Annotated in this window: 20 protein-coding genes; 9 read left to right on the forward strand and 11 right to left on the reverse strand. The window is 52.6% G+C overall.

From position 1 onward, the window contains the following. Nucleotides 1-84: 84 nt before the first annotated feature. Nucleotides 85-957 carry a phosphorothioated DNA-binding restriction endonuclease gene (locus JTI98_RS08035; protein WP_044329070.1) on the reverse strand — a complete coding sequence of 291 codons (873 nt, stop codon included), beginning with the start codon at nucleotides 955-957 and terminating at the stop codon, nucleotides 85-87. A 141-nt stretch (nucleotides 958-1,098) separates the two neighbouring features. On the opposite strand from JTI98_RS08035, the gene JTI98_RS08040 reads away from it, so the two are divergent. Further along, complete coding sequence (locus JTI98_RS08040) at nucleotides 1,099-1,734, forward strand: HNH endonuclease (protein ID WP_046401429.1); 636 nt, start codon at nucleotides 1,099-1,101, stop codon at nucleotides 1,732-1,734. A gap of 48 nt (nucleotides 1,735-1,782) precedes the next feature. Here JTI98_RS08040 and JTI98_RS08045 read toward each other — a convergent pair whose 3' ends face one another. Next, complete coding sequence (locus JTI98_RS08045) at nucleotides 1,783-3,696, reverse strand: sigma-54-dependent Fis family transcriptional regulator (protein ID WP_058587120.1); 1,914 nt, start codon at nucleotides 3,694-3,696, stop codon at nucleotides 1,783-1,785. A gap of 235 nt (nucleotides 3,697-3,931) precedes the next feature. On the opposite strand from JTI98_RS08045, the gene JTI98_RS08050 reads away from it, so the two are divergent. The 6 genes from JTI98_RS08050 to JTI98_RS08075 all read left to right on the forward strand — a co-directional run bounded on the left by JTI98_RS08050 (nucleotide 3,932) and on the right by JTI98_RS08075 (nucleotide 9,152). Further along, complete coding sequence (locus tag JTI98_RS08050; protein ID WP_216082110.1) at nucleotides 3,932-5,128, forward strand: CaiB/BaiF CoA-transferase family protein; 1,197 nt, start codon at nucleotides 3,932-3,934, stop codon at nucleotides 5,126-5,128. A gap of 11 nt (nucleotides 5,129-5,139) precedes the next feature. After that, complete coding sequence (locus JTI98_RS08055) at nucleotides 5,140-6,057, forward strand: hydroxymethylglutaryl-CoA lyase (protein ID WP_044326781.1); 918 nt, start codon at nucleotides 5,140-5,142, stop codon at nucleotides 6,055-6,057. A gap of 50 nt (nucleotides 6,058-6,107) precedes the next feature. Then, on the forward strand, nucleotides 6,108-7,427 hold the full coding sequence (locus JTI98_RS08060; protein WP_225851818.1) for an MFS transporter: 1,320 nt from the start codon (nucleotides 6,108-6,110) through the stop codon (nucleotides 7,425-7,427). 241 nt (nucleotides 7,428-7,668) lie between these two features. Further along, nucleotides 7,669-8,088, forward strand: coding sequence for a hypothetical protein (locus JTI98_RS08065; protein WP_044326780.1), 420 nt, complete (start codon nucleotides 7,669-7,671; stop codon nucleotides 8,086-8,088). A gap of 618 nt (nucleotides 8,089-8,706) precedes the next feature. Beyond that, complete coding sequence (locus JTI98_RS08070; protein WP_042999290.1) at nucleotides 8,707-8,907, forward strand: hypothetical protein; 201 nt, start codon at nucleotides 8,707-8,709, stop codon at nucleotides 8,905-8,907. Between the two features lie 20 nt (nucleotides 8,908-8,927). After that, nucleotides 8,928-9,152 carry a hypothetical protein gene (locus JTI98_RS08075; RefSeq protein ID WP_042999291.1) on the forward strand — a complete coding sequence of 75 codons (225 nt, stop codon included), beginning with the start codon at nucleotides 8,928-8,930 and terminating at the stop codon, nucleotides 9,150-9,152. On the opposite strand, the gene JTI98_RS08080 is transcribed toward JTI98_RS08075, so the two are convergent. From JTI98_RS08080 to JTI98_RS08115, 8 genes are all read right to left on the reverse strand, one after another. After that, on the reverse strand, nucleotides 9,136-10,335 hold the full coding sequence (locus JTI98_RS08080; protein WP_216082111.1) for an MFS transporter: 1,200 nt from the start codon (nucleotides 10,333-10,335) through the stop codon (nucleotides 9,136-9,138). The two genes, JTI98_RS08075 and JTI98_RS08080, sit on opposite strands and share 17 nt — an antisense overlap. Nucleotides 10,336-10,413: 78 nt before the next feature. Further along, the gene (locus JTI98_RS08085) at nucleotides 10,414-11,178 is read right to left on the reverse strand and encodes an SdiA-regulated domain-containing protein (RefSeq protein ID WP_044326777.1); all 765 of its coding nucleotides are present in this window, start codon (nucleotides 11,176-11,178) and stop codon (nucleotides 10,414-10,416) included. Nucleotides 11,179-11,375: 197 nt separating this feature from the next. Further along, entirely contained in the window at nucleotides 11,376-11,648 is a 273-nt protein-coding gene (locus JTI98_RS08090; RefSeq protein WP_044326776.1) for a DUF3343 domain-containing protein, read from the reverse strand. Continuing rightward, the gene (gene yjiL, locus JTI98_RS08095) at nucleotides 11,645-12,412 is read right to left on the reverse strand and encodes a putative 2-hydroxyacyl-CoA dehydratase activator YjiL (protein WP_044326775.1); all 768 of its coding nucleotides are present in this window, start codon (nucleotides 12,410-12,412) and stop codon (nucleotides 11,645-11,647) included. The genes JTI98_RS08090 and yjiL overlap by 4 nt, the downstream gene beginning before the upstream one ends. A 9-nt stretch (nucleotides 12,413-12,421) precedes the next feature. Further along, the gene (locus tag JTI98_RS08100; protein WP_042999296.1) at nucleotides 12,422-13,573 is read right to left on the reverse strand and encodes a double-cubane-cluster-containing anaerobic reductase; all 1,152 of its coding nucleotides are present in this window, start codon (nucleotides 13,571-13,573) and stop codon (nucleotides 12,422-12,424) included. Nucleotides 13,574-13,669: 96 nt separating this feature from the next. Continuing rightward, a complete protein-coding gene (locus JTI98_RS08105) occupies nucleotides 13,670-13,909 on the reverse strand; it encodes a DUF2164 domain-containing protein (RefSeq protein ID WP_042999297.1) in 240 nt (79 codons plus the stop codon). 9 nt (nucleotides 13,910-13,918) lie between these two features. Continuing rightward, nucleotides 13,919-15,202 carry a DUF445 domain-containing protein gene (locus JTI98_RS08110; protein ID WP_061069589.1) on the reverse strand — a complete coding sequence of 428 codons (1,284 nt, stop codon included), beginning with the start codon at nucleotides 15,200-15,202 and terminating at the stop codon, nucleotides 13,919-13,921. A gap of 50 nt (nucleotides 15,203-15,252) precedes the next feature. Further along, nucleotides 15,253-16,179, reverse strand: a complete 927-nt coding sequence (locus tag JTI98_RS08115; RefSeq protein WP_044264488.1) for a LysR family transcriptional regulator — start codon at nucleotides 16,177-16,179, stop codon at nucleotides 15,253-15,255. Between the two features lie 224 nt (nucleotides 16,180-16,403). Between JTI98_RS08115 and JTI98_RS08120 the strand changes: the two genes are divergently transcribed. After that, entirely contained in the window at nucleotides 16,404-17,642 is a 1,239-nt protein-coding gene (locus tag JTI98_RS08120) for a dicarboxylate/amino acid:cation symporter (RefSeq protein WP_044253866.1), read from the forward strand. A 25-nt stretch (nucleotides 17,643-17,667) separates the two neighbouring features. Continuing rightward, nucleotides 17,668-18,858, forward strand: coding sequence for a cystathionine beta-lyase (gene metC, locus JTI98_RS08125; protein WP_058587115.1), 1,191 nt, complete (start codon nucleotides 17,668-17,670; stop codon nucleotides 18,856-18,858). A gap of 30 nt (nucleotides 18,859-18,888) precedes the next feature. Here metC and mdtM read toward each other — a convergent pair whose 3' ends face one another. Further along, nucleotides 18,889-20,121: a multidrug efflux MFS transporter MdtM gene (mdtM, locus tag JTI98_RS08130; protein WP_099433781.1), complete on the reverse strand. Its 1,233-nt coding sequence runs from the start codon at nucleotides 20,119-20,121 to the stop codon at nucleotides 18,889-18,891. Nucleotides 20,122-20,243: the final 122 nt, after the last annotated feature.

Genomic DNA, 20,243 nt, shown 5'->3' on the forward strand with positions numbered 1-20,243 from the left:
CCCTAGTTAAACGAAAGTATCATACCCTATTTTTTGTCATGGCTACTGAAAGTTCTAATGTTGCCTGAGCAAGCCTGATCTTTATCATCTCCTGAACACCTCTCTCCTATGCCAATCCACGAATTCGTCCTGCGGGTAGTATGCTTTTACCTGTGGTAGAGAAATGATCTTCCCCTGAAAATCCCAAAACAGCCTGCCGACGATCCCGCTACCGTTAACCGCTTCTGAAACCTGTACTCGCATACTCTCATCTAATCCAATGGATCCCTTATCAAAAGCTTTATGATGGATTGCGCAGAGGGCCAGACCATTCGGAATTTCGCAAGGACCACCGTACTGCTTCCATTTGATATGGGCAGCTTCCAGCGCGACAGAGGTATTGTCGTGCCGCATGTTGTAGCCGCAAATGGCGCATTCATAGTTGTAGGCTCGCAGTACCTGCTGGCGGAACAGGGGATCGCGCTGTTTACGAAGCAACTGGAGTTCAAATCCCAGTTCATCGGCGAGTTCTTCCTGAATACTTTCGGTAAAATGGGCTTCGAGGATTTGTCGGGCGAGTGAATTAATCAGTTTCTTACTTTTTATCAGTTGGTCGTAATGTTGCTTATCAAAGCCGCCAGCAACGTTAAATTCAACCAGTTCACCAGCGGGAGGTTGTCGGCTACTGCCAAATGTGGAACAGCGCTCCGCGTTTTGCAGTTGCCAGAAACCGTCTCCCTGTAAACGCCAGAAGGGCATGTCCGGTCGGTACTGGGCGCGTTGGGGGCCAAATCGCTCCAATAGGCTACGTAGGTTATCGCGAACTTCCGAAGCATAATCAAACAGACGCCCATGACCTTGCTGATAACCCGCCAGTACGTATAACAGCAGTAATGGCTTATGCGGCGCGCGCTGCTCGCCTTTGCGCCAGATCGTCATGTCGGCAATTGCCTGTTGCAGCATCTGAATGGAACCCATTGATTTCATTACTCGAGAAATAATTGCGATGATGCTCGCAAAATACGGCCTGATCAAGCGGTGAAGGAGGGATACACTGGTGGGGTCACGGAGTCTTGCCAATGAGACAAGCAAAGCCCCGGATTACATGGATCATATCAAATGAATGAATTACCCGATCGATTGCCACGGAAATACATTATTAAAGCCATTCGAGCCTACGATGACGGGTTCCCTCATCTTTTCAAAGAGGCTCGACGCTATGAGGTAGTGTTTGATGGCCGCCGCTATCCTTCAAAAGCGATCGTGGGGATCGCGGCAACGTTGATGACCGGGAAAACATTCACGCCGCAGGATTTCTCGGGAGGTATCAAATCGAAATGCGTGCGTTTGTTGATTGAGCAAGGATTTCACATCGTGCAGGGAGAAAAGGGGGCTGCAACTGTCAGCGATACCCTTTTCCCCGATGAGCTAACATCGCAAATCGACTATGTGGAAGGAGCGGCTACGCAGGTGGTGGTGAATCGTTATGAACGCGATCGCAATGCTCGGCAGAAAGCGCTTGAATATCATGGCTATCAATGCAAGGTGTGCGGCCTCGACATGTCAAAGGTATACGGCGAAATCGGCAAGGGGTTTATCCATATTCACCATCTGGTACCGCTTTCGGCGATTAAAGAGGATTATCATCTGGATCCCATTGACGATCTGATACCAGTTTGCCCGAATTGCCATGCGATGTTACACCGACATAATCCGCCATTGACCCCAGAAGAATTAAAGCAACGAATGAGTTGAAATAATATTGGACTCAGCAGGCGACCGGCATTGCGTCGTTGCCCTCCCTTAGCGGTCCATCTGATTATATTTTCGCCATAAACTCATTTTGCTGATACCCAGATGGGCGGCGACTTTCTCTTGATCCTGTTCAAAAAGATCCATGTAGAACGCAATAATCTGTCGCTCGAGATCTTTAATGATGACTTTCAGTTGTCCTTTACTCAGGTCCGCGACGATCCTCCCATTTGTCTGTGACGCGTTGCAGGATTTAAGCGCGTTAAAACCGGTCAGATTTAATATTTCAAACAGCGAAGCGTCCGGAAATCCGGCGGATAACAGCACCAGTCGTTCAATGATAAAATTCAGTTCACGCACGTTTCCCGGCCAGTTGTAAGTGGAAAACAGGGCGATGAACTGCGCCAGTTTATGCCCGCAGCCCGATTTTTCGAGGAAGTGCTCAGCCAGAAAACGGACGTCGCCGTCTCTTTCCCGTAGCGGCGGCACCATTAGCGGTAAGACGTTCAACCGATAGTAGAGATCGCCGCGAAACGAGCCTTCCTCCGCCATTTTTTCCAGCGATCGGTTAGTGGCGCCGATAATACGCACATCGACAGGGATAATATCCTTTCCCCCCACACGCATAATTTCGTATTCCTGTAAGACGCGTAACAGGCGGCTCTGAATAGGCAGTGGCAGTTCACCAATTTCATCGAGAAATAAGGTTCCCTGGTGCGCCAGTTCTATCAGACCTTCTTTTCCTTCGCGCCGCGCGCCGGTAAAAGAGCCCCCTTCATAGCCAAACAGTTCGCTTTCCAGCAGGGTTTCCGGAATGGCGGCGCAGTTAATGGCGACAAATGGACCCCGGTGGCGTTTACTCTGGTTATGAATACTCTGCGCGAATAGCTCTTTACCGGTGCCGGATTCCCCATAAATCATCACCGGGGAGTGGGTATTGGCATAAATTTTTGCCAGATGAATGACCGACTCCATGTGTTTATTTTGCGTGAGGATATGCTCAAAACGGTAACGGGCGGTGAAGCCTTTTTTCATCAGCTTGCCGCGAATAATCCGCTCCACTTTTTGGATTTGCGGCGTATCGGTAAACGAACACACCACCCCAATACACTGCGTACCACGAAATATTGGCACCCGACTGGTAATGATCGAGGTGTTGTCCAGATCCATAATCTCCCGGATCTCGGGGGATTTTGTCAGCAATACCTGGTTAATCCGCGTATTTTTAATGACCGTATCCACCGGTTTGCCAATCACCTGCGAGGCCATCAGGCCAAATATGTTCTCGGCGGATTTATTGAAGATCTGGATCTCGTTATTTTCGTTGGTGACGATGATCCCTTCCGTAATTGAGGAGAGAATGATCTCCAGTCGCGCCATATCCTGTTGCTTGCGGCGGGTCGTCTCCACGATTGCCATCGCTTCGCGCAGCGCGCTGTTCACCGATTCCAGACCATTTTCGATCAGAATCCCGTGCATCTCATAGTGTTCCGCCGTGTCTGAAACCGGTAATCCTCCCGCCACCGTCTGGAAATTACGTGCACGGCATTTTTTGAGTTTATCGACCATATCGGCGTGCGACAGGAAGATAAATTCTTCGATCTCCACGTCCAGCGCGGTTGCCACCAGATTTACGTCAGATAAATAGTTCTGATAATTAAAAAAGGCGATTTTATGCGGATGTTTTTTCAGTGGCGTGAGCGATTTAAGCAAATCCAGCGCGGACGTGAGAATACGTACTACCGGAATTTTGGTTACGCGATCGATATAGTCCGCCGTACCGCCACGGCTGATAATGATGTCATAAAAATCAGGGTCGAGATTTCGCGCAATCCCCGCGGCTTTTTCCAGGCTTCCGTGAAAAACATGGCAGTTAAAAATACCGGCGCACTGCTCAGTCACCACGGCTGCCAGTGCCGGATAGGGGGTTATTAAGGCCAGATTCGGTAACGTTTTATGTGACATAAATCACCATAGTAAATTTGTGGCTATCACAAACCAATATCACAACTGTTATGAATTTCAAAATTGAAAGCCATTTTTCTTTCTCTCAGATAAATAGCAAAATGCAATAAATCTATTTGTTTCATTTGGTTAGATTAAATACTTCCGATTTATTCATTCTGGCACACATATTGGATTAGACAATCTATAAGGCAAGCGGCCTTGTGCTTTATCTACTAAAAAAGTGAGGGAAGGAATGAACAAACAGTCTGGTGTATTAAGCGGTGTTCGTGTGCTGGATTTAACCCGGGTGCTGGCTGGCCCTTATTGCGGAATGATGCTGGCGGATTTCGGCGCGGATGTGATTAAAATCGAATTGCCGGGGAAAGGGGATGATTCACGGGCCAACGCGCCGCAAATTAATGGCGAAAGCGCCTACTTTATGAATTTAAACCGCAATAAGCGCGGAATGACGCTGAATCTTAAATCTGAAGAAGGTCGGCAGATATTTCTCGATTTAGTTCGCGACAGCGATGTGGTTCTGGAAAACTACCGTCCGGGTGTGATGGAAAAACTGGGACTTGGCTATGAGGATTTGCGTAAGGCGAATCCGGCGATTATTTACGGCGCCGTTTCCGGCTTTGGTCATACCGGCCCGTATTCGAAACGCGCGGGTTACGACATCATCGGCCAGGCCATGAGTGGACTGATGAGCACCACCGGTTGGCCTGATACGCCGCCTACGCGCACCGGGACAGCTATTGCGGATGTGGTCGGAGGGATGAGTTGCGCCATTGGCGTGCTTGCCGCTTACGTCAATCGCCTGAAAACCGGTGTCGGCGAAAAAGTGGATATTGCGCTGGTCGATTCGATGGTGTCGTCGCTGGAAATTATCAACATTATTTACCTTAATACAGGACGTATTCCGACGCGTATTGGTAACCGCTATGAAGCGATTTATCCGTATGACTCTTTCCAGGCGCGTGACGGTTACGTCATTATTGCCTGCGGCAACGACAAATTATATGGCCTGCTGAAAAACGTTCTGCAAATCAGCGCGCTGGAAGATGAGAAATTTAAATCTAACCTCGACCGCGTTGCTCATCACGCCGAGCTGAAAGACATTATCGAATGCTGGACCCGCGATTTAGATATCGACACCATCGTGTCGATGCTACTGGATGCCGGTATACCTTCTGCGCCGATCAATACCATCGACCGTGTGACGCAGGATCCGCATATTGCTGGTGCCCGCGAAATGTTTGTCGATATTGAACACCCCGTCGCCGGGAAAATTACCATGACCGGCAATCAGGTTAAATTCACGAACAACAAGGCGACCATCAGAATGCCTGCGCCAACGCTTGGCCAACATAATTACGAAGTGCTTAAAGAACGTCTGGGCTATTCAGATGAAAAAATTGAGCAGCTTATTCGTTCCGGCGTTCTGTAAGGGGTTCTGCCATGTCGACATTTATCCAGATTACTGAAGTCGGGCCAAGAGATGGTTTTCAGAACATCAAAGCGTTTATTCCTACCGATTTAAAAATAAAAATTATCGATCGTCTGGTCGAGTCGGGGATCGGCGCGATGGAAATCACCTCGATGGTTAGTCCTAAGGCGATTCCACAAATGAGCGATGCCCGTGAGGTTATTCAGCATGTTCTGAACACGCATCCGCATATTATTCCGTCAGTGTTAGTACCGAACGTGAAGGGGGCCAGTCTCGCCAGTGAGTCCGGCATTAAAAATATTAACTATGTGGTTTCGGTCAGTCCGGCGCATAACAAGGCCAACATTAACCGGACGCATGCCGAGTCGCTGGAGGATCTTTATAAAATTCGCCACACGTTCCCGGATATGACTATTACGCTGTCGCTGGCGACGGTATTTGGCTGCCCGTTTATTGGCGAGACCAGTCGTGAAACGCTGATGGATATGATCAAGTTTGCCGATGATCTCGGGATTTCGGCGGTAACCCTGTGCGACACCATCGGCGTCGCCAATCCGACTCAGACATTATCTGTACTGCGCGGGATCCAGCAGAAATTCCCCAAAATGGACATTGGTTTGCATCTGCATAACACCCACGGTATGGCGCTGGCCTGTATGTTTGCTGGCGTTCAGTCGGGCATTACGCGCTTTGAGACCGCCGTCGGTGGACTGGGCGGGTGCCCGTTTGCGCCTGGGGCCGCCGGTAATGCCGCCACCGAGGATGCGGTGAATATGTTTAACCGAATGGGGTTCGACACCGGTATCTCACTGCCTGACCTGCTGGATATCGCAAACCTGATCCGCAGCACGATTGAACCGACGTTGTTGAGCAGTCTTTCGCGAGCCAGAACCTACAGTGAATTTGATTTTTGCAGCGAAAAAATCTGACCTCTGATACGGAAACAGACATGATGAATAATAATATCGGGAAGCCGAAGATGACCCATTATAGATGGTGGGTCATGAGTTTTATCTTTGTAACCTACACCGTAGCTAACGCCGACCGCGCAAATATCGGCTTTGCTATTCCGTTTATTCAGGAAGAATTTCAAATCTCAAATACCATGGCAGGACTGTTAATCAGCCTGTTCTTTGCCGGCTATGCGTTTTTTCAAATTCCTGCCGGGTACTTGATTAAGAAGTTCGGCATGCGTAATGCATTTGCAATGGGGATGTTATTAACCTCCGTGTTTACGGGGTTGATGGGGATGGTGAATAACATTTTCCTGCTGAAGATCCTGCGTTTTATGGTGGGCGTCTGTGAGTCACCGGTGGTTATTGGCTCGACGGTGACTATCAACCAGTGGTTTCCCCCGAAGGAAAAAGGGACGGCAACCGGGCTGTTTCTGGCAGGATCCAAGTTTGGTCCACTGATCGTCCCGCCGCTGTGCGCCTGGATCATCACCGTCTGGGGATGGCGCTATATCTTTGTCTTCTTTGCCATTCCGGGCTTGCTGTTGGCGATCTTCTGGTATCTGATGGTTCGCAATAAGCCGGAAGAGAGTCGCTTCGTGAATGAGCAAGAGGTCGCTTACATCCGCGAAGAACAGCTTCCGGCGACGACTCAGGAAGCCGCCGCTCCGGCCGTTCCTGAGTTCAATTACTGCTGGCTCGACAAGCTAATTCGCACAAAGCAGGTTGAAGAACTGTCCTGTTCAAAACAGGTCTTCCGCTGCTGGGATATTTATGGCGTCGCGCTGGGATACTTCTCGATGGTGGGGATTGTCAGCGTGCTGATGTCATGGCTGCCCAAGTATCTGATCACCGAACGCGGATTCGATCTGACGAGTTCTGCCGCACTGGCAGCCGCACCGTTTCTCGGGACGGTCATGGGCAACTTTATTGGCGGCGTGCTCTCTGACCGGGTGCTGAACAAGCGTCGTAAACCGCTGATGTTGCTCAGCGCCGGGGCGACGATCTTCACCATGTACTCACTGGTTTATGCGCCAGAAAGCAAAATCGTTCTGTCGCTGATGCTGTTCCTGCTGGGGCTGATGCTGTCGCTGGGCTATTCGGCTTACTCGGTCTACGCGATGGGGCGGGCGAATAAAGACATTTATCCGATCGCTTACAGCGTAATCAACATGGGCGGGCAACTGGGTGGTATGTGTATGCCGCTGATTGTGGGTATTATTCTGGATGCTTACAACTGGGATGCGGTATTCATGGCGATGACCGGATTCTGTGTGCTGTGCTTTATTCTGGTCTCCACGGTCATTGAACCGTTGTCGAAAAATATGAAGGTCAACTACCGGTAACCCGTGTGGTGATGTGCGGGTAAGCGCGTGGCTTACCCGCACGTTGAACTGCGCATCTGTAGGCGCTATCGCGTCAGGTCAATGAAAGGTATGAAACGGCACGGGCTGACTACAACTTTCCTGTTATGGAGCGCGGCCGCAGAGTTCATAAAAATTAGTGTTACCCCTCCTGTTCGTCATCGTTTTATCCGGGCGGCCTTTGGCGGCCTGCATAACTGTGTTTGCGCAAAGGTGATGATGTATGGTTGATCGAATGTGCGTTCCGCCACTGGCTTCACGACGGGTGAAGCGAACTCAAATTCGCTCACGCGATAAATGGGTTGAAACGGATCTGTTTGTTGAGCAGGGCGTCAGGTATTTCTTTCATGTCACCGGAAAGTGGTGCGATATGGGGCATTATTGTGACGCGAACGGTTACACCGTCGGCTATTTGAATTTTGCCCGACTCTGGCTGCGTTGCCGCCACGAATCTGCGACCTGGTTTACCCTGATTGGTACTATTGATAAAGCAACCGATACCATGTTTGTGATTGGCGACGGCACCCGGCTCAATAACGGCTGGATTGCGCCCCGCAGCGGTGAGTTAGTGGTGTTTGCAAATGATATGTCGGGGATGTACTGGAATAACTTTGGTTCCGTCGTGCTGGAAGTGTTTCGATGAAAAGTAAAGTCAATATCACCCGCGGATGACAGGCATGTCTGGTGGCGTAAAATTTAGTGTACAAAAGCAGTCGGTATTTGTGCGCTTCATCAGATTCTTACCAAAAGCTGGCAAAATTCAGCTTTTAAAATTGATCCATGTCAATTGATGCGCACTTAATTTGCGTCGTTAAAAAATGTCCTTATTTACGACTTGTTTACCTTTATTGCGTTTATGGTGGCGGTGGTAAGACGTCCGATAACAAAGAAAAGAAGTGACGTTAGCGAAAATTATTGAAAGAGATCGTCGTAACTCTCTCTAAAAAAGCCAGTTATTGCCTTCAAAGTAAACATTTATCCTGGAAGTAACTTATTGGCGCATAGGAATTTTCAATAATCGTGGTGAATGTTTTGCCGGAAGCGCAGGGGCTGAAATGCACTGAATTAATCAGAACATGTAAATAAACCCTGACATCATTAGCCTGCTACGGGCTATCTTTCACTTGAAACAGCGTTCCATTTTAAGGCGTTTTCTTAACATTTCTATCACCCGGCTGCTGAAATTTTGTACGTTGACTTGTTATTCGACCAACTGCATATTCCTCCCCAGTTAAGATGACATAGCCTTCAGGAGCCGACGATGCCTTCCCGCGATTATCCCGATACCCGTAAAGCCAGGGGAACCCGTTCTAAAGATATGGTGCTGTTAAGCGCCCGTGTTGAGACGACGCTATGGGACTACGTTCGGGCGTTGGCGTTAGAAACGCGTAAAAGCAAACAGGACATTATTGCCGAAGCGCTCATGCTGCATCGCACCGCCAATGAAGGCGGTCGTGAATAAGTGCGGGCGGGTTTTACAGGATGATGTTTTTACCTCTCTGGCGCGCCATGGCGTGTATTACCGTCACCGCATTAGGACTGACCCTGGTCGTAACAACCGTCTCGCTCATGACGTGGGAACTCAGCGTAACGCTCTTTCCCTGGTCAACCGCGACGACCAGTAAAATCGTCACGGCTTCGCTGCTTTACGAATTACTGGAGTGGATCCACCAGGTCCCCCGCATTATGGTCAGCGCATGTCTTTGATGCGGCACGACAACAAACGCTTTTGTTTATAGAATTGCAGGGCGCTGATCGTCGCGGCGATAAATAACGCCAGCGCGCCGCACAGCGTGGCATCGGTAATCGCCTGCGTGCCACTGCCTAACAGCGTGGTTAACAGCGGACCCAGAATCTGGCCGATACCGTAGGTCAGCGTCACAAACCCGAGCAGGTTGAGGTTTCCCGGCACAATAAGCTGTCGCGCGAGGGTCATGACCAGCGAGGTGGTGCCCATAAACGTTGCGCCGAACCCCACGCTGCTCAGTACCAGTAACAGCGGAGAGCCGCTGGCCAGCGTCAGGATCACACAGGCCCCCTGAATCACCAGGTTTGCCGTCAGGCATTGCAGCACTCCCCAGCGTTTCGCGGCCCACAGCCAGGCGAAGCAGCCCGGCACAATTGAGACACCGACCAACGTCCACAGATGAACCGTCAGCAGTGGAGAACCCGCCCCTTTCGCCATTAGCGGTAAATAGGTGGCAACGATGATGTAACCGAATCCTGCCAGTCCGTAGAGCAGCGCCAGTAGCCACCAGCGCATCGGTTGCGAGTCACTTTTTGCCTGGGTGGCGGCAGGCAGCGCGTGGGCGTGGGACGGAAGCAGCAGCATCAGCAATATCGCCAGGACGGCAGAGAAGGCCGCCGCCCCGATCCACAGCGCGTGGGAGGAGAGCGCAAAGTGCAGACCGGCAATCACGTACTCGTTACCCAGCGCAATCCCGACGCCGACGCCAGAAAACAGCGAGGCAATGACAAAAGGATTGCGGGTATGTTGCAGCACCAGCGTGGAGCCAAAGATCAGCATCCCGGCGCTGGCGACTCCCGCCAAAAAGCGCACCAGCATCACCACCATGGGATTGGAGAATAGCGCCATCGCGAGGATCAGTGCGCCGGTCGCCACCGCTGAACTCAACAGCATAGGGCGTAAACGTCCCGGCAGATGAAAAAGCCCGAACGAGAACAACAGGCTGCCGACCAGGTATCCCGCATAATTGATGCTGGCTATCCACGACAGTTCGGAAAACGTGAAGCGCCCCTCAGCCAGCAGTACGGGCAGCATTGGGGTATAGAGAAAACGGCCAATTCCCATGCCCAGCGCGAGGACCATCATCCCGAAAAGGGCGGTGCGCAGTGAATACCGGTCTGCGATGTGCGGTTGCTGGCTCATGCCGTACCCATTGTTATTTGTCGTGAGCGAAATGCGAGAGTAACAAATTTATAACAAATGGGTAAGGCGATGGCGGTATTATTGTGCGCTCTCAGACGTGAAGCGGTAAAACAGGTTGGGCTCTGCCACGATAAACAGCGTCCCCTGGTTATCCATCGCGATCCCTTCAGCCTGCTGTATGGTGTGCGCCAACCCGTGGTGACCTTCGGTTAGCGGCATGACGCCGAGAACGTTGCCGTCGGTTCTGACCTCTTTGAGCACTCGTGATTCGTGAGATAGGATCAGCAGGCTGTTCCGCTGCGGATTAAACTCCGCGCCTGAAATATCCTGCACACCTAGCTGTTGTTGCAGCGCATGGTCTTTACTGATGGTCAGATTGTCATTATTGAGCAGCCCCGTCACTTTATAGATCCCAATCGGTCTCTTTTCTTTAAAAAACCAGAATGTCTCTTTTTCACGTGACCAGGCGAGGCCCTCAAAACCGTCGTTGGTCGGGGTTTCATACAGATTAAGCGTTAACTTTTTGATGATGTTGACCTGTGACTGCGCATTGAGGGTAATCACGTAGATGGAATAGTCACTTTCATCGCTGATGACAAACGTGTCGTTACCAATGAACTCGATCGTCTCCAGATCGCGAATAAAATCGAGTGGGATGGTACGCAGCAGTTGACCCTGGCGGGTTAATTCAATAATCGCGGCGGGTTTATTGATTGTGCTGAACAATGTATTCGTTTTATCGGACCAGGTGAGTGAGGAGACATTTTTTTTCACGCCCGCGATCTGTTTACCGTCTATCGTCGCGCGATAATCGGCAAGGGAGTTATTGTCATTGTCGGGCATGGCGTTACCCGATATGACATAACTCGCCCCCGCAATGAGTAAAGTAAGAAGAAGCATGATTCGCAGAGGTGAATTCAGATATCGGGCGGACAATCTCATTATTCTTCCTTAAATAAAAACAAAGACATTCAGGGAGAAAGTATAAAGATTAATCTTAATGAATCCTTAAACGGGTGATAATTGCATAGTGATATTTATCATGGTTTCGCGGGGCAACGTGCTGGCGCGTCGAAGGTTGCCACACATTGCCAGTCGCCCTGCTCAAGGCGGTAGATCGATTCGGTGTGACCGGGGATCACCCACCGATCTTGTTCTCCGGGCTGGCAATGCAGGTAGACGCACAGTCCGCAGCCCCCGCGCAACTGGCGGGGAATGTCGGCGACCCGAAAGGTCACGCCTGCGGCCTGCAACGCTTTGCGGGTCTGGATCACGCCCACCGTCGAATGAAATAAAAACAGGTATTCCGTCATCCGCGCGTTCTCTGCCGCTGGCCGATCAGCGCCGCGCCGATGGCGCCGGCAAACTGCGCGTCCGGGTGGGTGTTTACCGGGATACCGACATGGGCTTCCAGCATCCTGGCAAACGCTGCGCAGTGGCTGACGCCGCCGGTAAACAGCAGTGGCCCTTCTGAAGAGAGTCGACCAATGAAGTTGGCGCTGCGCCGCGCCATGGCATTGATCACCCCCGCGAGGATCGCTTCCGGGGCGATACCCGCAGAGCGCAGGCTAATCACTTCGGATTCGGCAAAAACAGTGCACATACTGCTGATGGCGTGCGGCGCAACGCCAGCGGTAATGGTATCGAGTTGCTCCACGCTGGCACCCAGGGTGCGTGAAATGACTTCCAGAAAACGCCCGGTGCCCGCCGCGCATTTGTCATTCATCAGAAAGTCGGTGAGGTTACCGTCGTCATCCAGTTGGATCACCTTGCTATCCTGTCCACCGATGTCAATGACCGTGCGGGTGGCAGGTGCGAGCAGTCGCGCACCCAGTCCGTGACAGGAGATTTCAGTCACCTGCTTGTCGGCAAAATCAACCAGCTGGCGGCCATAGCCGGTTAAGGTCAGGTAGGGGCGCGTTTCCAGACCTTCCGCGAGAACCTCCCAGGCCTCGCGGATGGCATCGGCAGGGCGGAATGGCGTCGGGCACAGGAAACGGCGCTCAATCACACCGCCGGTGAGTAAAATGCCTTTGGTCGCCGTCGAGCCGGAATCAATTCCTATCGAATACGTCACGCCCGCTCCTCACAGCATTTCAATAAAGGCCGCGACGCGGGTGCTGAGCTGGCCGACATCCGAGGTGGAGTAGTCGGTTTCAATGGCGATATAAGGAATGTTGTGTTGCTGGCGAACATGGCGCTTAATCGCCAGTGATTCAACGGCATAGGTATGACAGGCCTGCAAAATCACGTCCACCACGCCGTCTGCATGGTACTCTTCCACCATCTGGCTGAGCAGCGTCAGGCGCTGATCGTTTGGAGAGATGCACGAACAGCCGATGGCGAGATATTTGTCGGTGAGCGCCTCGTATACGTCACCGGTTTCCGCGACGCACTGCTCGGTCGCCTTCGCGCCGGTACAGTTTTCGTATCCCACCACCCAACCGCCGTTTTCCTCAATGGCGCGCACCACTTTTTCTGCCGCGCCGCCGATCGGACAGCCGGTGATCAGAATACGCGGACGGGCGTCCAGTCGTTTACCATCCTGCCATGCCTGACGCACGCGTTCAGCCATGCTGTTCAGTTCGTCGATAAGGGCTTCTTTATCAAAGCGGAAGGTCGCGCCGTACACCACTTTCAGGATATCGCTGCCGCTCAATGCAGGGGGATTAAGCTGCCCGAGACGATAGAAATTCGCCAGCGCACGACGCTCACGGTTTTTGAGGACAATGGCGTCACGCAGTGCCGCTTCGGTAACCGGCGTCCCAAAGCGTGCTTCCACAGCCTGTTGCAGACGCAGAATTTCTGCTTTCCACAGCGCGCGTGAGGCGGCATCCTGGCTGCTGTTTGGCAACTGCATGACGTGAACGGCTTTGAACTCCGCCATATATTCGTACATTTTCTTTTTGCCATCGCAGGTGGTTTCACCTACTACCAGGTCGGAAAAGTAAAAATAGGGGCATTTGTCGGTTTTGCCGAAACCGTAGCTGCTTTTGATCAGCGGGCAGAGGTTGCGCGGTAGATCTTTTTCGGCTTCTTCGATGGTTTCATCCGACGTTGAGCACAGCGAGACCACCACCGCACCCGCCGCCATCGGGATCTCCTGCGGCATGAAGGTGCAATAGGTTCCCACCAGCGGGATACCCTGCTCTTTGAGATCCATCACGGTGAGAAAGCCTTTCTGGCGGGCTTCAGAGAACTGGTCGAAAATGGCGGGCAGATCGGTGATAAGCGACATGGATTTTCCTTCCCCGTGACACGGGAGATGTTAAAAGTGCTCGCATTATAACCATGTCAATGTTATGGGTTTATTGATCTCCCGCCAGGTAAGGCATTATAAAATCTTCTTCAGATCCATCTCTTCCTGGATGCGCTCACTCCAGGCCAGATGCGTGCGAATCGCCTCCTCAATGCCCGCGTTGTAGTACACAGGCCCTAGTTTTTCGCTAATGAAATCAATAAAAAACTCAGCGTCGAACTGTTCCAGCTCCAGTTCGAAATGATCGCGGCAGTAGTCTCTGAGCGCATCGCGCAGACCGTCGCGCTGCGCCGGGGAAAGGGTAATGTCAGCCATTTTTTCTCCTTAAAAAGTGGACAGTGCGGGCAGCAGTGAGGGAAGTTGCGATAACAGGTATAAGACCAGCCCGATCGTCCCGCCCACCAGCGTGCCGTTGACGCGGATAAACTGTAAATCTTTCCCAATGTTAAGTTCAATCTGCCGCGACATATCGCGGGCATCCCAGCTTTTCACCGTATCGCTGATGTGGCGGGTCAGGAAGGCGGCAAACTCCGGCGCCACCCGATGGGCGGCCTGCTCCAGATGGCCGTTGAGCGAAGCGCGCAGCGCATCGTCGGCGATCAGCGTTTCGCCAAACCACTGTCCGGCATGGGCGATTCGCTGCTTCACCCTGGAATCGTCGGCGTTGATATCCTGCTTCAGCCACTGACGTAAATCCGCCCACAGCTCGCCGAGGTAGCGGTTAAAGGCTTCATCTTCTTTCAGGTAATCTTTGATGCTTTCTGCCCGGTTCGCCATCTCCGGATCGTTTTTCAGTTTGTCGATAAGCCTGAACGTGGCGCGATCGAAGGCGTGGCGGATTTGATGCGCGCGATCGTGGCTGATGTCGTCGAGCAGCGAGTTCACCGCTTCCGATACCAGCTCCGCGCTGTGCTCGCCCAGCCATTCGGTAGGCAGAATTTTAGCCTTCAGCGGATGCTCGGTCTCCAGCCAGTGGACGATTTGCCGGGCGATAAAGGTCCTCGAACTGTCGCGTTGGAGGAGGGATATCAACTGGGCGATCAGCGTATCGAGCAGAACCTGATGGCGATCGTTTTTGGTCATGCTTTCCAGCATCAGGGCGCTGGTGCCGGAGAGATCGACCTTATCAATCGCCTTATGCACCGCCCGTTTTAGCAGGCGCTGGATACGGGCATCGTCGGTCAGTTCCAGAAAGCCGCTCATGATCTGCAACAGATGCTGTCCGACCCGCTGGGCGTTTTCCGGCTGGCTGAACCAGTTGCCAATCAGCAGCGCGGGTTCATGGCGGCGGATCAGCGCAACCAGGGACTGGGTGTCGAGGAATTTCTCCTGCACAAACTGCCCCAGATTCTCGCCGATGCGGTCCTTATTACGGGGAATAATCGCCGTGTGCCGCGAAATGAACGGGAGAGGGACGCGGCGAAACAGCGCCACCACCGCGAACCAGTCCGCCAGGGCACCGACCATCGCCGCCTCGGCAATGGCTTTGATCCCGCTGACCCAAAAACCAGGCGGCAGGAAGAGGGTGATGACGAACGTAGTGGCCGCGATCAGCAGTAACGAAAGCGCCAGCAGTTTGGCGCGTTTGAGTTCAGCAATTTTATTCATACGCTTAAGGATAGAGCCAGACGGAGGGATCGTGCAAAAACAACCGGGGATCAGCCGGGGATCCAGTTGTCCCACGCTGGCAGTGTCCCTAACTCCGCGACCAAAAAATCAATAAACGAACGCACCTTCGGATTGCTGTATTTGCTGGGGAAATAGAGCGCGTAAAGGGTGTGCGTTTCGCAGGCGATCGTGCCGTCGAGCATCAGCGGGGTGATCTCCTCTTTCTGGATATGATCGCCAATCAGATAGGTCGGCAGATAGGCCACGCCCTGATCTTCCAGCACCGACTTCAGCAGGACCAGGCTGCTGTTGGCCTGGATCGGCATATGCAGTTTTAGCTGATGCAGGCGATCCTGCTCGTCGGCAACCTTCAGAACTGGGGTCAGGCCAGGATAAACCAGACAATCGTGATCGACCAGATCGGTACGACGCAGCGGCATCCCTTTCTTCGCGAGGTAACCGGGGGAGGCGCAGTACGCCCAGCGGATCGGCACCAGTTTACGCGTGGCATAGTTTTGCGGCGGGGCGGTGGAGATGCGCAGGGCGATATCGAAATCCGTGTCGTTCAGATTGACGAAGTTATCGTTGAGATCGATATACAGGTTCACATCCGGGTATTGGGTGCGATATTTGTCCACCAGATTGACCAGTCGGGAATAGCCGAAGGCAATCGAACAGGTAATGCGTAATTCACCTTGCGGATTATGATAATAACCAGAGGTAGTATTAAGCGTTTCATCAAATTCTTTCAGTAATTTATTGGCCCGGTTAAACAAATATTGCCCGGCGTCGGTCAGCGTAATACTGCGGGTCGTGCGCTTAATTAATGTTGTCCCCAGCGTATCTTCCATTGCCGCCAGACTTTTACTGACCGCGGACGGTGACACGTTAAGTTGCACCGCGGCTTCAGATAAACCTCCGCAGTCCACAATCCGGACAAAAAACTCTAAGTGCTTGAGAGAAATGGGTGCGCTCATTGTTTCCTTTTGCTCATAAGTGATTTGCAAAAACGGTACGAATAGGCCGTTACATTGGGTTTTGAAACATGTAACTATTGAATCACAGGAAACGACATACGCACAAAATGAAAAAATAACAACTTAAGTGAGGTGCGTCACAAATAGTAAGGAGGCAAAAACAGAACGTCGCCAAATTGTGAATTTACTCTCATTTAATTCCATTCTTATAAAAGGTACCGATTATGTGGACACGACTCGAACCCTACAAATCGTCAATTATTTTATTACTTGCTCTGGTGGCAGGTGGTTTATTAGGGATTTTAGCCCCCGCGTTTGCCAGTAAACTCCAGCCGATAGGTCAGATTTTCCTGAACCTGTTATTTATGATTATCGTTCCGCTGGTGGGAATCAGCGTAATGTCCTCTATCGCCAGTATGACCGACCTGAAACGCTTAGGGCGAATTATGGCGATTATCTTTATCGTTTCCATCGCGATGGCGTTTATTCCGGCGGCCGGCATCGTGGCGTTAGCCCTGTGGTACAACCCGGCGCAGGGGGTCACTATCGATCTCTCGCAGTCCGTACAGGCGGGCAGCGGCAAGATGGATTTTGTCAGCATGATCACCACCAATGACTTTATTGGTCTGTTTTCTAAGTCGAATATTCTCGCGCTGATCGTGATGGCGATCATTGCCGGGATCGCGATTGGTCAGTCAGAACAGGCGGGTAAACGTATTGCCTCGCTGCTGGACGATGCCAACACCGTCATTATGAAGATCGTGTCGATCATCATGAAGGTCGCGCCGCTGGGGCTCGGTTGCTACTTTGCGGCGACGATGGCTAGCCAGGATTCCGGGCTGCTGCTCACCTTTGCCCGGGCAATTGGTCTGTTCATGGTTGCCACGCTGGCTTACTACATTTTCGGCTCTATTCTCTACTCTTACATTGGCGGCGGCGTACCGGCGGTGAAGGCCTTCTGGCGTCACGCCATTGAGCCTTCTGTCACGGCGCTGGGTACCTGTTCTTCGCTGGGCACGCTGCCGGTGACGCTGCGCGCGGGCAAAGCGATGGGGATTAACCCGGAAATTGTGGATGTCTCGATCCCACTGCTGGTCAACCTGAACAAAGGCGGCGTGGCGATGATTGCGGCGCTGAAGATCGTCTTTATTTACTCGGTGCTGGGGATTCCATTCACCACGGAAACCTTCTTCCTGACCATGCTGATCGCCGTGCTTTCCGCGATTATCGTCGGCGGCGTACCGGGCGGGGCGTTCCTTGGGGAGATATTTATCGTCACCACGCTGGGACTGCCGATGGAAACCATTCCGATGTTGGTAGTGCTGGGCACCATTACCGATGCCCCGGCGACGCTAATTAACGTGATTCATGATTTGAATGCGGCACAAATTGTAGAACGCTTCTCCGGGAAAAAGTCGGTGAATGCAGAGATGAATGCGACGGCGACGGCCGCCGAGGTTTAACGCACGGATTAAGGATAAGAAGGTTATGAAAGATTCAGTGAAACTCGAAACCCAGTTGGTCATCGCCGGACGCGATAAACGCTATACCCAGGGCGCGGTAAACCCGGTTATCCAGCGCGCCTCTTCGCTGGTGTTTGATACCGTGAAGGACAAAAAATTCGCCACCGCCAATCGTGCAAACGGTGAGTTGTTTTATGGTCGTCGCGGCACTTATACCCACTTCGCGTTTCAGAAAGCGATGAGCGAACTGGAAGGCGGCGCCGGCTGTGCGCTCTATCCGTGCGGTGCGGCGGCGGTGACAAACGCGATCCTCGCGTTTGTACAACGTGGCGATCATCTGCTGATGACCGGGGCGGCATATGAACCAACACAGGATTTCTGCAATAAGATCCTGAGCAAATTCAACGTCGAAACGACGTACTACGATCCGATGATCGGCGCCGGAATTGTCGATCTGATCCGCCCAGAAACCAAAGTGGTGTTCCTTGAATCACCGAGTTCGATCACCATGGAAGTGCAGGATGTACCGGGAATGGTGAAGGCTATTCGTGCGGTGAACCCGGAGATCGTCATTATGATCGACAACACCTGGGCGGCTGGCGTGTTGTTTAAGGCGCTGGACTACGGCGTGGATATCTCGATTCAGGCAGGCACCAAATACACGATTGGTCACTCTGACGGCATGCTGGGAACGGCGGTATCCAACGCCCGTTGCTGGGACCAATTGCGTGAAAACTCGTATCTGATGGGGCAAACGCTGGATGCCGATACCGCGTATAACGGCAGTCGCGGCCTGCGTACGCTGTCGGTGCGTCTGAAGCAGCATCAGGAGAGTAGCATTCAGATTGCCCGTTGGCTGTCGGCACGCGCAGAAGTGGCGCGGGTGAATCATCCGGCACTGCCGGAATGTCCGGGCCACGAATACTTCACGCGTGATTTCAGCGGCAGTTCTGGTTTGTTCTCGTTCGTGCTGAAAAAGCGACTGACGGATGAACAGTTAGCGAACTTCCTCGATAACTTCTCGCTGTTCCACATGGCTTACTCATGGGGCGGATTTGAGTCGTTGATTCTGGCGAACCAACCGGAAGAGTTGAACAGCATTCGCCCGGCCGGTGAGGTTGATTTCAGCGGGACGCTGGTGAGGGTGCATATCGGTCTGGAAGATGTCGGCGATTTGATTGCCGACCTTGAAGCCGGATTTGCCCGCATTGCTTAAAAAAACGGCCCCGCATGGCGGGGCCTGATTTTACTTCTCTGTTGCCAGTTCCGTTGCGTGATACTGGCGTACCCGCGTTAACAACCCTTTCAACGTGAATACCACCGCCACTCCCGCAATGACCGCCAACAGGTGAAACGGGATCCGGCCGCCGTTAAACCACAGTCCGCGACCGATTTCGACGGAAACGGCCATCACCGCCAGAATGACCATGTTCAGCGAGGCCGACACGGTTCCTTTCGGCAGGTTGTTGGTAAACAGCGTGAAGCGGAACAGCGTCGGGAAGATTAGCCCAATGCCAAACGCATACAGACTGGTGCCCAACACCGACCACAGCCACACGTGAGGCCAGAGCAGGTTCCCGGCGATCAGTACAAACAGGCCGCTGAGCTGAATGGGCACCGCACGCCAGATAAAGCGCGGGTTGGTCGGATCTTTCACAAAACGAGCAACGACCATGTTGGCGACGATGACCGCACCGAACACCGGAACCTGTACCCAGGCGAACTGGGAGGACGTCATGCCACCCGCGTCGATCAGGATCACCGGGGAAACGGCGACCCAACTCATCATTGGGATGTAACTTAGCGAGATCGTGGCGACGCCAAAGAGGAACACGCGGTTGCGAAAGACATCGCGAAAATCGCGTACGACGCTGATCGCACTAAACGGCACCGCGCCGCGCTGGACCGTCTCCGGCATCGCCAGCAACAGGCCCATAAAGGCGATAAAACCCATTACCGCAATAATGGCGAACAGCACCTTCCAGTGGACGAAGTGCATCAGCGCCGCACCGGAAAGCGGGCCAATGATCGGCGCTACCAGCACGATAGAGGTGATGATTGCCATCAGCTTGATGGCTTTCGTTTGTCCGAACGCCTCCTGCACCGTGACGTAGCCGACCGTCGCGATAAAGCAGATGCTGGTGCCCTGCACCACGCGCGCGATCAGAAACTGTGTCATTGAAGTGGTGAACAGCGTGGCGGTACAGGCGAGGGAAAAAATGAGCGCCCCCGTGACCAATACCGGACGACGACCGATCCGGTCGGAAAGCGGCCCCAGCAGCCATTGCAGCGCCATCCCTCCGGCGAGATAGAGACTGACCGCCGCCGGCGCCAGACTGACATCGGCATCAAACTCCCGCACGACGTTGATGATGCCCGGTTGAATCAGGTCCGTCGACAGATAGGCGGCAAAATCGTACAGAATCAGCGCCATCGGAAAGAACAGCGTCGTGGCGTGCCGCTTGAAAAACTCAATAATCCATTGCATACAAAACGAACTCCATGTGGAGAACCCCTTAACGGGAACAACGAAATTCAATACTGTCACAGGGACATCAGGCAGAAAAGAGAGAACAGCAGACTGCGGATGTACTGAATTTC

Origin of the sequence: Citrobacter sp. MGH 55 (genome assembly GCF_016906145.1) — a bacterium.
Classification (GTDB): domain Bacteria; phylum Pseudomonadota; class Gammaproteobacteria; order Enterobacterales; family Enterobacteriaceae; genus Citrobacter_A; species Citrobacter_A amalonaticus.

What these genes read in the sequence shown, in the direction of transcription:
- JTI98_RS08060 (WP_225851818.1), top strand. Translation starts at nt 6,108, where the DNA reads ATGACCCATTATAGATGGTGGGTCATGAGTTTTATCTTTGTAACCTAC.
- JTI98_RS08070 (WP_042999290.1), top strand. Translation starts at nt 8,707, where the DNA reads ATGCCTTCCCGCGATTATCCCGATACCCGTAAAGCCAGGGGAACCCGT.
- JTI98_RS08105 (WP_042999297.1), bottom strand. Translation starts at nt 13,909, where the DNA reads ATGGCTGACATTACCCTTTCCCCGGCGCAGCGCGACGGTCTGCGCGAT.
- JTI98_RS08035 (WP_044329070.1), bottom strand. Translation starts at nt 957, where the DNA reads ATGGGTTCCATTCAGATGCTGCAACAGGCAATTGCCGACATGACGATC.
- JTI98_RS08055 (WP_044326781.1), top strand. Translation starts at nt 5,140, where the DNA reads ATGTCGACATTTATCCAGATTACTGAAGTCGGGCCAAGAGATGGTTTT.
- JTI98_RS08085 (WP_044326777.1), bottom strand. Translation starts at nt 11,178, where the DNA reads ATGCCCGACAATGACAATAACTCCCTTGCCGATTATCGCGCGACGATA.
- JTI98_RS08040 (WP_046401429.1), top strand. Translation starts at nt 1,099, where the DNA reads ATGAATGAATTACCCGATCGATTGCCACGGAAATACATTATTAAAGCC.
- JTI98_RS08065 (WP_044326780.1), top strand. Translation starts at nt 7,669, where the DNA reads ATGGTTGATCGAATGTGCGTTCCGCCACTGGCTTCACGACGGGTGAAG.
- JTI98_RS08110 (WP_061069589.1), bottom strand. Translation starts at nt 15,202, where the DNA reads ATGAATAAAATTGCTGAACTCAAACGCGCCAAACTGCTGGCGCTTTCG.
- JTI98_RS08050 (WP_216082110.1), top strand. Translation starts at nt 3,932, where the DNA reads ATGAACAAACAGTCTGGTGTATTAAGCGGTGTTCGTGTGCTGGATTTA.
- metC (WP_058587115.1), top strand. Translation starts at nt 17,668, where the DNA reads ATGAAAGATTCAGTGAAACTCGAAACCCAGTTGGTCATCGCCGGACGC.
- JTI98_RS08090 (WP_044326776.1), bottom strand. Translation starts at nt 11,648, where the DNA reads ATGACGGAATACCTGTTTTTATTTCATTCGACGGTGGGCGTGATCCAG.
- JTI98_RS08115 (WP_044264488.1), bottom strand. Translation starts at nt 16,179, where the DNA reads ATGAGCGCACCCATTTCTCTCAAGCACTTAGAGTTTTTTGTCCGGATT.
- JTI98_RS08120 (WP_044253866.1), top strand. Translation starts at nt 16,404, where the DNA reads ATGTGGACACGACTCGAACCCTACAAATCGTCAATTATTTTATTACTT.
- JTI98_RS08075 (WP_042999291.1), top strand. Translation starts at nt 8,928, where the DNA reads ATGATGTTTTTACCTCTCTGGCGCGCCATGGCGTGTATTACCGTCACC.
- JTI98_RS08045 (WP_058587120.1), bottom strand. Translation starts at nt 3,696, where the DNA reads ATGTCACATAAAACGTTACCGAATCTGGCCTTAATAACCCCCTATCCG.
- JTI98_RS08080 (WP_216082111.1), bottom strand. Translation starts at nt 10,335, where the DNA reads ATGAGCCAGCAACCGCACATCGCAGACCGGTATTCACTGCGCACCGCC.
- JTI98_RS08100 (WP_042999296.1), bottom strand. Translation starts at nt 13,573, where the DNA reads ATGTCGCTTATCACCGATCTGCCCGCCATTTTCGACCAGTTCTCTGAA.